This is a genomic window from Gordonia sp. NPDC003422 (genome assembly GCF_053588675.1).
In genome coordinates, this window is sequence record NZ_JBSFQL010000001.1 from 140791 (window position 1) to 154144 (window position 13354).

13 protein-coding genes are annotated in these 13354 nt (G+C 64.3%); 2 read left to right on the forward strand and 11 right to left on the reverse strand.

The features are described from left to right. Positions 1-13: 13 nt before the first annotated feature. The 7 genes from fusA to ACWDTF_RS00495 form a co-directional block, all read right to left on the reverse strand. Positions 14-2119, reverse strand: coding sequence for an elongation factor G (fusA, locus tag ACWDTF_RS00465; protein ID WP_240862511.1), 2106 nt, complete (start codon positions 2117-2119; stop codon positions 14-16). 81 nt (positions 2120-2200) lie between these two features. Continuing rightward, positions 2201-2671, reverse strand: coding sequence for a 30S ribosomal protein S7 (gene rpsG / locus ACWDTF_RS00470; protein ID WP_006335166.1), 471 nt, complete (start codon positions 2669-2671; stop codon positions 2201-2203). Positions 2672-2677: 6 nt separating this feature from the next. Beyond that, positions 2678-3049 carry a 30S ribosomal protein S12 gene (gene rpsL / locus ACWDTF_RS00475; protein ID WP_240862513.1) on the reverse strand — a complete coding sequence of 124 codons (372 nt, stop codon included), beginning with the start codon at positions 3047-3049 and terminating at the stop codon, positions 2678-2680. Positions 3050-3848: 799 nt separating this feature from the next. Beyond that, entirely contained in the window at positions 3849-4091 is a 243-nt protein-coding gene (vapB, locus tag ACWDTF_RS00480; RefSeq protein WP_240862516.1) for a type II toxin-antitoxin system VapB family antitoxin, read from the reverse strand. A gap of 40 nt (positions 4092-4131) precedes the next feature. Next, the gene (locus ACWDTF_RS00485; RefSeq protein ID WP_240862517.1) at positions 4132-5958 is read right to left on the reverse strand and encodes a pyruvate kinase; all 1827 of its coding nucleotides are present in this window, start codon (positions 5956-5958) and stop codon (positions 4132-4134) included. A gap of 123 nt (positions 5959-6081) precedes the next feature. Beyond that, complete coding sequence (locus ACWDTF_RS00490; protein WP_355278524.1) at positions 6082-6663, reverse strand: hypothetical protein; 582 nt, start codon at positions 6661-6663, stop codon at positions 6082-6084. A gap of 191 nt (positions 6664-6854) precedes the next feature. Beyond that, positions 6855-7730, reverse strand: coding sequence for an exodeoxyribonuclease III (locus ACWDTF_RS00495; protein ID WP_355278522.1), 876 nt, complete (start codon positions 7728-7730; stop codon positions 6855-6857). A 71-nt stretch (positions 7731-7801) separates the two neighbouring features. Here ACWDTF_RS00495 and ACWDTF_RS00500 point away from each other — a divergent pair, with 71 nt between their 5' ends. Then, complete coding sequence (locus ACWDTF_RS00500; protein ID WP_240862522.1) at positions 7802-8296, forward strand: Rv2253 family sensor-like surface protein; 495 nt, start codon at positions 7802-7804, stop codon at positions 8294-8296. An 8-nt stretch (positions 8297-8304) separates the two neighbouring features. Continuing rightward, the gene (locus ACWDTF_RS00505; protein WP_355278519.1) at positions 8305-8967 is read left to right on the forward strand and encodes a Pr6Pr family membrane protein; all 663 of its coding nucleotides are present in this window, start codon (positions 8305-8307) and stop codon (positions 8965-8967) included. On the opposite strand, the gene ACWDTF_RS00510 is transcribed toward ACWDTF_RS00505, so the two are convergent. From ACWDTF_RS00510 to ACWDTF_RS00525, 4 genes are read right to left on the reverse strand one after another with little or no spacing between them, the layout of a single operon-like run. Beyond that, entirely contained in the window at positions 8867-10453 is a 1587-nt protein-coding gene (locus ACWDTF_RS00510) for a flavin-containing monooxygenase (protein WP_355278516.1), read from the reverse strand. The genes ACWDTF_RS00505 and ACWDTF_RS00510 overlap by 101 nt on opposite strands. Beyond that, complete coding sequence (locus ACWDTF_RS00515) at positions 10450-11367, reverse strand: ferritin-like domain-containing protein (RefSeq protein WP_240862528.1); 918 nt, start codon at positions 11365-11367, stop codon at positions 10450-10452. The genes ACWDTF_RS00510 and ACWDTF_RS00515 overlap by 4 nt, the downstream gene beginning before the upstream one ends. Position 11368: 1 nt before the next feature. Beyond that, positions 11369-12256 carry an SDR family NAD(P)-dependent oxidoreductase gene (locus ACWDTF_RS00520; protein ID WP_449753834.1) on the reverse strand — a complete coding sequence of 296 codons (888 nt, stop codon included), beginning with the start codon at positions 12254-12256 and terminating at the stop codon, positions 11369-11371. Beyond that, the gene (locus ACWDTF_RS00525) at positions 12253-13278 is read right to left on the reverse strand and encodes an alpha/beta hydrolase (protein ID WP_355278511.1); all 1026 of its coding nucleotides are present in this window, start codon (positions 13276-13278) and stop codon (positions 12253-12255) included. The genes ACWDTF_RS00520 and ACWDTF_RS00525 overlap by 4 nt, the downstream gene beginning before the upstream one ends. Positions 13279-13354: the final 76 nt, after the last annotated feature.

Genomic DNA, 13354 nt, shown 5'->3' on the forward strand with positions numbered 1-13354 from the left:
CTGGCTGGGCGACTTACTCGCCGGTTGCCTTTGCGATGATTTCCTTCGACACGTTCGACGGAACTTCCGCGTACGAGTCGAACACCATGGAGTAGTTAGCCCGGCCCTGGGTCTTCGACCGAAGGTCGCCGATGTAGCCGAACATCTCCGACAGCGGAACCTGTGCCTTGACGACACGTGCACCGCTGCGCTCCTCCATGGCCTGGATCTGGCCACGGCGGGAGTTCAGGTCGCCGATCACGTCACCCATGTAGTCCTCCGGAGTCGTGACCTCGACGGCCATGATCGGCTCCAGGATGACCGGGGACGCCATCTTCGCAGCCTCTTTCAGAGCCTGCGAGCCGGCGATCTTGAAGGCCATTTCCGAGGAGTCGACGTCGTGGTACTGACCGTCGAGCAGGGTGACCTTCAAGTTGACCAGCGGGTAACCGGCGAGCACACCGTACTGCATCGCGTCCTGCGCACCGGCATCCACGGATGGGATGTACTCGCGCGGAACGCGGCCACCGGTGACCGCATTGTCGAACTCGTAGGTCGCGCCGTCTTCGGCGTCGACCAGCGGCTCGAGCTTGATGATGACCTTCGCGAACTGGCCCGATCCACCCGTCTGCTTCTTGTGGGTGTACTCGTGCTTGTCGACCGTCTTGCGAATGGTCTCGCGGTAGGCCACCTGCGGCTTGCCGACGTTGGCCTCGACCTTGAACTCGCGACGCATACGGTCGACGAGGATGTCGAGGTGGAGCTCGCCCATACCGCCGATGACGGTCTGGCCGGTCTCGTCGTCGAGCTGCACCGAGAAGGTGGGATCCTCTTCGGCGAGCTTCTGGATGGCGGTGCCGAGCTTCTCCTGGTCGGACTTGGTCTTCGGCTCGATCGAGACGTTGATGACCGGGTCCGGGAAGCTCATCGACTCCAGCACGATGGGTGCCGCGGCGTCGCACAGGGTGTCACCGGTGGTGGTGTCCTTGAGGCCGATCATCGCGTAGATGTGGCCCGCAGTGGCATCCTCGACCGGGTTTTCCTTGTTGGCGTGCATCTGGAAGAGCTTGCCGACGCGCTCTTTCTTGCCCTTGGTGGCGTTGAGCACCTGGGTGCCGGCGTTGATCCGGCCCGAGTAGACGCGGACGAAGGTCAGCTTGCCGAAGAACGGGTGAGCCGCGATCTTGAACGCGAGCGCCGAGAACGGCTCGTCGGCCGACGGCTTGCGCGAGAGGATCTCCTCTTCGTTGCCGACGGCGTGACCCTCGACCGAGGGGACGTCGAGCGGCGACGGGAGGTAAGCGATGACGGCGTCGAGCATGGGCTGAATGCCCTTGTTCTTGAACGCCGAACCGCAGATCACCGGGTAGTACTCGCGAGCAATCGTGAGCTTGCGAACCGCGCCCTGGATCTCTTCCTTGGTGAGTTCCTCACCGCCGAAGTACTTCTCGAGCAGCGCCTCGTCGGTCTCGGCGACCGTCTCGAGCAGCTTCTCGCGGTACTCGGCTGCCTGATCGACGAGATCGGCGGGGATCTCCTCGTAGGTCGGCTCGGCACCGATCTCGACGGTGCCACGCCAGGTGATCGCCTTCTGCTCGATCAGGTCGACGACGCCGTCGAAGTTGTCCTCGGCACCGATCGGCAGCTGCAGAACCAGCGGCTTGGCACCGAGACGCTCCTCGATGGTGCGCACGGTGAAGAAGAAGTCGGCACCGAGCTTGTCCATCTTGTTGACGAAGCAGATGCGCGGGACGTCGTACTTCTCGGCCTGCCGCCAGACCTGCTCGGACTGCGGCTCGACACCTTCCTTGCCGTCGAACACGGCAACGGCACCGTCGAGCACGCGCAGGCTGCGCTCCACCTCGACGGTGAAGTCGACGTGTCCCGGGGTGTCGATGATGTTGATCTGGTTCTTGTTCCAGAAACAGGTCACCGCGGCGGAGGTGATGGTGATCCCCCGCTCCTTCTCCTGCTCCATCCAGTCGGTGGTCGAAGCACCGTCGTGGGTTTCACCGATCTTGTAGTTCACACCGGTGTAGAAGAGGATCCGCTCGGTAGCGGTGGTCTTACCGGCATCGATGTGGGCCATGATGCCGATGTTGCGAACCTTGTTCAGGTCGCTGAGCACTTCCTGTGCCATCTCGTCCCTTCGGGAATATCTGTGGAAAAGGGCTGTCGGCTTCGCGTGAGGGCCGTGGTGGCGATCACGCGAAGCGAACGGTCACCAGCGGTAGTGCGCGAACGCCCGGTTGGCCTCGGCCATCTTGTGGGTGTCCTCGCGGCGCTTCACCGAAGCACCGAGACCGTTGGAGGCGTCGAGCAGCTCGTTGGCCAGGCGCTCGACCATGGTCTTCTCCCGACGCTGACGGCTGAAGGTCACCAGCCAACGCAGCGCGAGGGTGTTCGCGCGGCCCGGCTTGACCTCGACCGGCACCTGGTAGGTGGCACCACCGACACGGCGGCTCTTCACCTCGAGGGTCGGCTTGACGTTGTCGAGTGCGCGCTTGAGGGTGACGACCGGATCGGTGCCGGTCTTGTCGCGGGCCTGCTCAAGGGCGCCGTAGACGATGCGCTCGGCGGTCGACTTCTTGCCGTCCAGCAGGATCTTGTTGACCAGCTGGGTGACCAGCGGCGAACCGTAGACGGGGTCGTTGATGAGGGGGCGCTTGGGTGCGGGTCCTTTACGTGGCATCGCTTATCAGTTCCCCTTCTTGGCGCCGTAGCGGCTGCGGGCCTGCTTGCGGTCCTTGACACCCTGGGTGTCGAGCGAGCCGCGGATGATCTTGTAACGCACACCGGGGAGGTCCTTCACACGACCGCCGCGGACGAGCACCATCGAGTGCTCCTGCAGGTTGTGGCCTTCGCCCGGAATGTAGGCGGTGACCTCGACCGCGCTGGTCAGACGCACACGGGCGACCTTGCGCAGTGCCGAGTTCGGCTTCTTCGGGGTGGTGGTGTAGACGCGGGTGCACACGCCGCGACGCTGCGGGCTTCCCTTGAGGGCTGCGGTCTTGGTCTTGGCAGCCTTGTCCTGGCGGCCCTTGCGGACCAGCTGATTGATGGTTGGCACTTAGGTGTTCTTTCCTCTGTTGTGTTGTCTCGTCGTGGTTGGTGCTCCGGGCAAGCGGCCAAGTCCGAGATGTCCCGGTTCGGCCGCTTCCACAACTCGCCCCACCAGCACGTTTGCGCTGGTCAGTACATTTATCGCTACCCCGGGGTCGGGCGTGTCAAACGCTCGACAGCGGATTCGCCTGTCAGTCACACGCTCCCCGATCGGAGGGCATGCGGACTGGCCCAGCATGTGCCGGGCACCGACGATCCACTCTACCGACCGAGTTTGTACAGGTCAAAATCCGGTTCCCGCACGTGGACGGGCACCGTCGTCGTGATGAACGAAGGGTGACATTCGTGGTGATCAACGTCAGTCGTTGGCGTGATTGTTCCATGAGACGACAAAGGTTGCCGTTTGACGCGCCAGGCACTCCAGTGGTGGCAAAAGAGCAGCGACTGTTCACGCGCGCGTCGATCGCTTGTTACCGTCGAGGCCGGCCGAGGAAGCAGCTCACGGGAACTCTGCGACGCGGCGACCACCAGCCGACGTCGTTGTCGATCGTGGAGGCGGGGAACAACGCGGCGTCGTCCGGCAAGAAGCCGCACAGAAAATAGGGGAAGAAACTTCTTCCCCTACCCTTGGAGTCCTCCCCACGAAATTTCGCGGGGACGACTTGGAACTTAGGGGAAGAAGTTCTTCCCCTAAGTTTTTCGGGCACGACGCAAGCGTATTTGCCCAGGTCAGAGGCCCGGTCGTCGAACTCTTCGGATCGGGGTTCAGTCCCGCGGTGGCCGCCAAGAGAAGATGAGCCAGCCTCTCAGCGCCGCGCGCTGTCCATGACCTCGTCGTCGAGCAAGTCGCTGACAGCGTCGCTTGCGCGCCGGAGGTCGGCGACCGTGAAAGTGGTATCGGACGTGAAAGTGGTATCGGAGCGACCGGCTACCTGATCCTCGATCTGGCGTCGCAGAAACTCGTTGCGCGACAAGCCCAGCGCGTTAGCCTGCCGATCGATCTGGGCCACCGCGGCGTCCGACAGGCCCGTGATGAGAATGTCTGGCACAGCCCCTCCTGAGGATCGACTGATATCAGGATATCGCCCGTCACCCGCGCGGATCCCACGCCGGCAGCCTTCCGAGCAGCGGGCGTTTCTTGTCGAGATGCCGGGTCATCCGCGAGAGGATGCGATTCAACGACTCGATCGCTTCGACGATGTGCGGACCCTTGTTGAGCATCACGCACTCGGCGCGATTGCCCGCGGCCGCGTCAGTGATCTCGGCCCGCGTCGGCAGGCCGGAGTCGGCGAGGTTGTCGAGAACCTCGGTCGCCCAGATGACCGGCACGTGCGCGGCCTCGCACAACCACAGAATCTCCTCCTGGACCTCGGCGAGCCGCTCGAAACCCGCTTCGACGGCGAGGTCACCACGCGCGATCATCACACCGACACGTCGGGTCCGCAGCAGCTGCAGCAGTATCGCGGGCAGCCGCTTGAAGCAGGCCATCGTCTCGATCTTGACCACCAGGCCGAGATCGGTCGCGCCGAGTTCGCCGAGCCGACGCTGCATGTCCGCGACATCCCCGGCGCTGCGCACGAACGACAGATTCACCAGGTCGGCGATCTCCACGACGGTGCGCAGCGCGGCGATGTCGTCGTCGGTCAGTGCGGCCGTGGGCAATTCGGTGTCGGGCAGGTTGATGCCCTTGGCCTCACGCAACTTGCTGCCGCCCGGTGCGGCTCGCACGACCTCGACGTCCACCTCGGGAACCTCTCCCGACGACACCGCAGCCACCACACCCTCGATCTTGCCGTCGTCGAAGTAGACCCGATCGCCCGGACGAACCGCCGAGAACACCTCGGGCAGGGTGCATCCGATGCGGTGGCGGCCATCGTCTGACGGGATCACCGGGGTGAGGTCGGCGGTCAGGGCGATGCTGTCGCCGGTGTGCACCCGCAGGGCCTGCGCGACCGCGGGCAGCGAGCCGATCTTCGCCGTCGACCTGTCGCTCGCCCGCAACCTCAGACCGGGCGTCAGGTACATGGTGCGGTCGGTGCCCAGCAGCACCCCGTTCGACGCGATCTCGAGGACCCGCAGATCCCGTCGACGACCGCGCGCATCGATGAGCCGCACCTCCTCTCCGATCGACCGACCTGCGAGCCATCGAGCGTCGCCGACGGGTGCCGCGTCGAGCACCTCCGACCGGATCGGCGCCTCGCCGGCCCAGAACCGTGCCGGGACGAGCACCTCACCGAGCAGATTGCGGGTTGGACGGACCTTGAGGACCTGCGGCCCGGGCGCGATCGGACCGGTGCGCAGCTTGGGCCCGGCGAGGTCCATCGCCACCCGAGCGTCGGCGCGCGCTGCGTGCACATGGGCGGCCATCGACCGCCAGGCCACCGGATCGTCGTGAGCGCAGTTGATGCGGGCGAGATCCATTCCTGCTGCGGCACACTCGACGGTGAGCGCGGTGTCGAGAGCGGCGTCCGACGGCATGGTGACCATGATTCTCGTCGGCCGACCGACCGGCGACGGACCGAGCAGGGCGACCGCGTTCTCGGCGAGTGGTCCAGGGCCGGGCTCAGGGGCATCGGCGGTTGCGTCGTCGGCGGGTTCGGACCTGCCGAGTACGTCGTCGAGGATGCGGATGACCGCATCCAGATTGCGCATCACCCCCGACTCCATGCGCCCCAGGGACGACAGCCCTTCTGCGCTCAGTTCGAGTTGCAGGTCACGAAGGTCATGGGCGCGCAACGCGCAGTAGTGGATGATGTTGGCGGCACTCGCGCGATGCGACGGATGTACGCCCGCGATGGCGTCGGACGCGGCGCCTTCGGCAGTCAGCGCGTCGTGCCGTAGGGCGGCCAGGCGGTCCCGCAATCGTGCGAGGTCGCGGTGCCTCGACCCGTTCACCGATGTCGCGGTCGATGTCATGTCGCGAGGGTACTGACCACCGATGACGTCGACCATTCGACGCGGGTGAACACTTGGTGACACAGACCGGGTCCCGGCGCAGGACACGCCGGGACCCGGGTACCGCACTGTGAGAGGTTACAACTACGGCGTGTTCCACCAGGTGACCACTGACCGGAAGCCGGCCCCGTGGTTGCAGGTGGTGTAGCCGATGTAGGCGCCGATAGCGCCACCGATGACCCAGCCCACGATGAAGAACAACCCGATGAGGGCGCCACCGATGATGTACGGCGCCGCACACGGCCAATCCTTGTTGAGCTGGTAGGTCATCTTCTGGAAAGCCTGGTCCCTGGTCATCCGCTTGCCCGGCTTCTTCTTGGCAACCGGTGTGGCGACAGGCCCGTGGAACGTAGCGGTCTTGCCGTCCTGCGACACAATGGCGCGCACGTGGACGGTCTTGCCGTTGGACACCGGCATCAGCGGGACGGTCTCAGTCACGTTGCCGCGCCCGTCGACGACCTTGATCTCGGTATTTGCCTGATTCGGAACGAATTTCCCATCGCGCAGCTTGACAGTGATGGTGTCACCGCTCGGCGAGATGGTCGCGTTCGCGTTGTGTGTCGGCACCTTTCCGGCCGGCGTCGCACCCGCGGTTCCGGTCGGAACCACCAGGATTGCCGCCAGCGCCAAGGCAAGGAACCCCAAGACCCAAGTCAGCTTCTTCATAAGCCAATCTCTCCCTTTGACATCCCGCAGACCATCCGCGGAGATGCATTCGTATCACGAACTGATGACAGGCTGAGCGTCGGCTGAGCGCGCCCTGTGGAAAACCGTTCGATCGTACTAATCCGATCAGAGGACCAACCGGTTCCTTTGTACGCCTTAACATTTAGCCTTCTGAACGGACATACCGCAGGTCAGTCCGTGGATTGCGGCAGCTTCACCTTGGACGATCCGCGCTTGGCCGGATTCGACGGCGGCGGCACCATCGGGCCGATATCGCCATCAGGGGCATCGTCGAGGTCGACGATCACCGGTGCGTGATCGCTCGGCTTGGTTCCTTTGCGCGCCTTACGATCCACCCATGCGGCCACGGTCCGGTCCGCCGCCTGCGAACCGGCAAGAATCAGGTCGATCCGCATACCGAGATCCTTGTGGAACATTCCGGCACGATAGTCCCAGTAGCTGAAGACTCGTGAATCCGGCCATCTTTCACGCACCACATCGTGCAGGCCGAGCACCTCGAACCGTGCGAGCGCCGCTCGCTCGGGTTCGGTCACGTGCGTATGGCCCACATACGCGTCGGGGTCGAAGACATCGGCGTCGGTCGGGGCGATGTTCATGTCCCCGCACAGCATCGTCGACGACGGGTCGTCGATCGACCGCGACAGCGCCGCGAGCCAGTCCAGTTTGTAGGTGTAGTGGTCGGAGTCGGGCACCCGGCCATTGGGGACGTAGAGCGAGTAGACGCGGAGGCCGCCGCACACTGCGGAGACCGCCCTGGCCTCGAGCGTGTCCGGGTCCGGGTAACCGGGCATCGCGTCGAAACCGTTCTGCACGTCGTCGAGCCCCACCCGCGACAGCAGTGCCACCCCATTCCACTGACCCTGGCCGTGGTGGGCGATGGCGTAACCACGGTCGGCGAGGTCGGTGCCGAGCACCTCGTGAAACGCATCGTCGGACAGCTTGGTCTCCTGCAGGCATACGACGTCGGGTTGTCGTTCGTCGAGCCAGGGCAGCAACCGCGGGATCCGCTGCTTCACCGAATTCACATTCCAGGTCGCCACACGCATGCCACCGAGCGTAATCGGGTCGCCTGAGCGAACTTGCTGCGGTCGACGACCGATCGCAATGTACTGACACCATGCGCAAGTACGCCGTCATCCTCTTCGCCCTCGCTTTGGCCACGACCGGGTTCGCGGTCACTTCCGGACCTGCGGCGGCCGCGCCCACCTGGAACGGCCAGTGGACACTGACTCGCTATGCCGCGTCGAAGACCGGCACCAGCCTCGCGGCTCGACAACGTGAACCGGATTTCTCCAACGTCTACACCTTCGCCACCCAGTGCAGTGGCGGCCGATGCGTCGCGACGGTGGTCGGTGGCCCGCAAGCGCAGAATCCGACCATCCCCCGCCCACCCCGGTACACCTGGGACGGGGTCAGCTGGGTCGAACGCTTCGACTGGCAGTGGGATTGCTACATGGGTGCCGGCAAACCCAAGGTGTGGGCGCCCGCGCACTCCGTCGCCTGGTACACCCCGCGACGTGACGGGACCAAGACCGGCTCATGGCGGACCGTCATCGACAGCGGGCCGTGCAAGGGGACAGTTGTCATGGCGGTGAAGGCGACGGCCAAGTAGACCGCGACATGGCCGCACCCACGCCTGCAGCGCCCCTGTCCGTCGATCGCTCGCAGACCTGGTGGGCCCGTGTCCTTCGGCTGGGCTTCGCGGCACTGGGACTGACGGCGCTCATCTTGTTGCCGATCGAGAGCTGGGACAGCCCGGGATTCACCCTCGCCGACTACTTCAGCTACTTCACCATCCTGAGCAACGTCGCCGCGGTCATCGTTCTGCTGGTCGGCGCCATCGCCGCGCCCGCCGGTGCCGGATGGCAATGGTTGCGTGGTGCGGTCACGACGGCGATGGTGATCACCGGCATCGTCTACGCACTTCTGCTCGCCAACGTCGACGTGAACCTGAACATCGAATGGATCAACGGTGTACTGCACCGGACGATGCCGATCGTCCTGCTCGTGGACTGGATCGTCTTCCGCCCACGTTTCCTGCCCGACCGCAGTTGGCTCACCTGGCTGGCCCTTCCCCTCGTCTACGGCGTGTACACCCTGATCCGCGGACCGTTCGTCGACTGGTACCCGTACCCGTTCATCGATCCTCGCGGCCAGGGCTATCTGTCGATGACGCTGTCGCTCATCGTGGTGTTCGCCGGGATGGCGCTGATGGCGTTCGGCGTCTACTGGCTGGGCGCGCGATCACCGACTCCCGCGCCACCGCACGGAAATCGCGGGTGAAATCGACGGTACGCATCTGATGGATGTACTGGCTCGCGAACCCCGGGTACATGGTGGCGTTGAACCCGCTGTCGGTCAGATACCAACTGCGACAACCAGAGTTCCAGGTTGTTCGGGCCAGCCTGCGCTGTATCGACTCGTTGTAGCGATCCTGGGCGGGCCGGTGCACGTCGAGAAGTGCGAGATCGTTGTCTCGAATTGTCGTGATCGCCGTGACGATCGCATCGATCTGGGCCTCCATGTACACCAGTGCAGAGTTGTGGCCAGGACCGGAGTTCGGCCCGAAGGTGAAGTACATGTTCGGGTAGCCGGCCACTGCGAAACTGCGGTACGCATACGCACCTTGGGACCATTCCTCACCCAGATCGCGGCCGTCTCGGCCACGGATCGGGATCGGCGTACCCTGCTTGGACACCTCGAATCCCGTTGCGAAGACCAGGCAGTCGAATCTGCGCTCGATACCTTCGACCGTGCGCACGCCCTTGTCGCAGATGCGAGCGATCGGCCAGGTGACCAACGTGCAGTTGTCGGCTTGGAGCGCCGGATAATAGTCACTACTCATGAGCAGACGCTTACATCCCGCTCGAAAATCCGGAGTCAGTTGCCTCCTCATCCACGGATCACGCACCTGTGCAAGCAGATTGGCCTTGGACACCCCTTCGATCACACGGGTGAACGGCGAGTTCCAGACGGCGCCCACGGCAACCGACTCGTGCCCCCAGAACCAGAGAGAGCGCGCAGCGCTCTGTGTGCCGGGCACGTTCCGGTACACGCCCCGCGCGAGCGAGGAGATCCGACGGTTGAGTCGTGGCAGGACCCAGCCCGGCGTCCGCTGGAACACCGTGACCTGTGCGCCCCCGCGGACCAGTTCGGGGATGATCTGGACCGCCGATGCCCCGGTACCGATCACGCCGACCTTCTTTCCGGCGAAGTCGTAGTCGTGATCCCATGCCGCCGAATGCATCTTGTGGCCGCCGAACCGATCGATACCCTCGATCTGCGGGTAGCCCGGTGTGGACAGCGGACCCGAGGCGACCACCACAGCGCGGGTCTCGAGGGAGGGTCGGTCGGCCAGGTCGACGCGCCAGGTTCCCGACGACTCGTCGAGTTCCATGCCGACGACCAGGTGCGAGTACCGAATGTGGCGCGCGAGATCGTAATCGGCGACCATCCGATCGATGTAGGCCAGGATCTCGCGGCTACCCGAATAGGAGTGCGACCAATCAGGATTGGGCGCAAATGAGTACGAGTACAGCCGCGACGGGATGTCGCAGGCGGCACCCGGATAAGTGTTGTCGCGCCACGTCCCGCCGGGCCGCACATCCCGTTCGAGGATGACGAAGTCACGATCACCCTGCTGGATCAGGCGGATGGCGGTACCGATGCCGGCGAAACCTGCGCCGACGATCACCGTGGCCGCGTCGACGGTGAGATCGACCGAATCGTCGACTTCTGATTCAACCGCCGCGTCGTCCACCGCGCTCATGCGACCGGCTCGTAGGTCAGTTCCTTCGACCACGTCGGCTGCGGGCGGAGCAGGAATCGAGGATAGTGGTCGGTGATGCGCACCATGGCGTCGGCGAAGTAGTGATATGGGTTGTCGCGGTTGATAACCCATCCTGCGTGATACTTCAGCACCTGATAGGTGATCAGTCGGGTTCCGTTGCCACGTTCGCCGTTCTTCTTGAATCGCTTCATCGCATCGTAGAGACGTTCTTCACGCAGACCCATGGCGACGATGTTGTCGCGCATCTTGTTCAGCAGTGGCACATACATGAGTGCGCCGATGATGACCGCCGGCGACGCGACGGTCCCGACGGCCTCGATGATCAGCTTTCGCAACCTCGCATTGCCGATCATGTCGAGAGCGTGGAAATCGACTGCGAGATGTCGGGATTCGTCGGAGTTGATCTTGCGGAACACCTCATGGCACACCGGATCCTTCACTTCCTCGAGAAGAAACTTCAGGAGTGCACCGTCGAGGGCCACTTCGAGCATCGGGATCACCGTGCCCAACACCGACAGCGACATGCGGTCGGCAAAGGCATCGAGCCACTCGATGGCAAGACGGATGTTGATATTGGGTTCGGGCACCTCATCGTCGGTGAGCATGCCCCATCGACGCATGAGGGCGAGTTCCGCGTTCGCGTGCTTCTGTTCCTCCGCATGGAAGTACCGGTAGATCTCGGCGAGTGTGTCGTCGGGGGCCTTCTTCGCCAGCGCAGCGAATCCGCGCGCACCGACGTTCTCGATCCAGACGAGATCGGCCATGAACGCCTTGAGTTTGGGCTTCTGTTCCTCCGAGATCAGCTCGGCCCCGGGTGCGTCCCAGTCGATGTCAGCCAACGCCCACTGTCGGTCCTTGATGGTGTGCAGCATGTCCTCGAGCACGATGGGCATGTCAGATTCCTCTCATGTCGTATTCCGGTACAAAGCTTTCGTCGACGACCGGTTGCGCCGGTGGCTCCACCGTCGGCAATGCGCGGCCCAAGAGGCCCGCGCCCACTACGTAGGTCCGCGGCAGCAAACGCTTTGCCAGCCAGATGATCCTGGCGTCGAGTTGTGGCAGCACATAAAGGCGGCCACGGTCGTTGGCGTCGAGGGTTTGCCGGGCCACCTGATCGGCCGATCGGCCGGTGATCCGCATCAGGGTCTGGGCCAGTTTCATCGCGTCGGCGGTGATCCTGCCGTCAGCTGCCACGTTGGTGCGCACGAACGTCGGACACAGCACCGTCACTGCGACATCGCTACCGGCCAGCTCCGCGGCCATGGTCTCCGAAAGCGCCAGTACGCCTGCCTTTGCCACGTTGTAGGCACCCATCCCGGGTGCGGCGGAGAAGGCAGCAGCGGACGCAACGTTGATGAGACCACCGGTGCCGGACTCCTGGAGTTGCGGCAGAAAGAGCTCTGAGCCGTAGATCATGCCGCGAAGGTTGATGCCCAACGCCCATTCCCAGTCATCGATTCCGATGGAGCCCACCGCTCGTCCGCCGATGCCGACGCCGGCGTTGTTGATCATCAAGCTTGTCGGACCCGAGAAGTACTCGCGGGCCCGATCAGCGAGCGCACGCATGTCGTCGACTTGAGAGACGTCGCAGAAGTACGCCGACGCTCGCCCACGATCGGCGCGTTCGATGATCTCCACGGTCGCATGTGCGCGATCCTGGTCGATGTCGGCACAGAGGACTTGTCCACCACGACGGGCGATTTCGACGGCGAATGCCCGTCCGATCCCACTCCCGGCACCGGTGACCACTGCCCGTGCCCTGCGAGTTCGTCGGCTGCTCATCCTGCTGCTTCCGCGGTGAGCGCCTCGAGCGGTCCTCTCGTCGCACTCGGCCTCTTACCGGACGGCACCATTTCTGCCGTCCGAATGAACTCGGCTGCCGCGGCCAGCGCGTCGCCGGCCTCGGGTATCAGCGTGGGCAGAGCTTGGAAGACGTGTATCTGACCTGGCCACACCTGCAGGTCACACGTCGCTCCGGCATCCTGAAGCAGGGCCTGGGCCGATTCGGCGTCGGCACAGAGCATCTCGGAACCACCTACCTGAATGAGCGTTGGCGGCAACCGATCCAGGTCATGTGATCCGTCCCCCTTCGTCGCAGCCTGATCGAAGGCAATCTTGATGCGCGGCAGGTCATCCGGCTGCCCCTTGGTGTAGTGCCCGACGAGACGTCGCGCGGCACGCGCTGAGATCAGCGGGTCGGGTCGTCCGGTGCGCTCACGCCGCCGCGCCAGTTTCAGGGACAGATCGAGCAGTGGCGACATGAGGAACACCGCCCGCGGCTGCGGACGCCCGCGGCGGGCGTTCTCGGCCAGCAGGTCGAGGATCAGGTGACCACCCGCGGAATCACCTGTCACGGTGATGTTCTCGGGGCGGTAGCCGATGTCCTGAAGCCAGCCGTACGCCGCCTCGACGTCGTCGGCAGCGGCCGGGAACGGATGCTCGGGTGCGAGCCGATAGTCCACGGTGAAGGCCGGCATCCCGGTGAGATGGGTCAACCTGGCGACCAACCCGCGATGCGTTCGTGCGGAGCAGATGGCGTATCCACTGCCATGGACGTAGAGAATGATGCGGCGAGAGTCCTCTGATCCGGGAGGGAAGACCCACTCGCCCCGAAAACTCCCCGTGTTGAGCCGGTCCACGCGGACGCGGTGCGGCGGTGGGCAACCAACGAGCATGGCCGCGGCGACCAGAGCGCGCGAGATGCTCACCTGTACAGCGCCGGCCGGCAGAATCTCGGCGAACGGGCGCAATGTGTGGCGGGCGACCTCGGCCACCGCCTTGGACCTGAGTGTGTTCTGAGCCACCGCCTGAGTGTCATCCAAAAACGTGCCAGTTGTCAATGGCGCATTTCGCCGTGGGTGATTTCGGAAGTACGCTTAT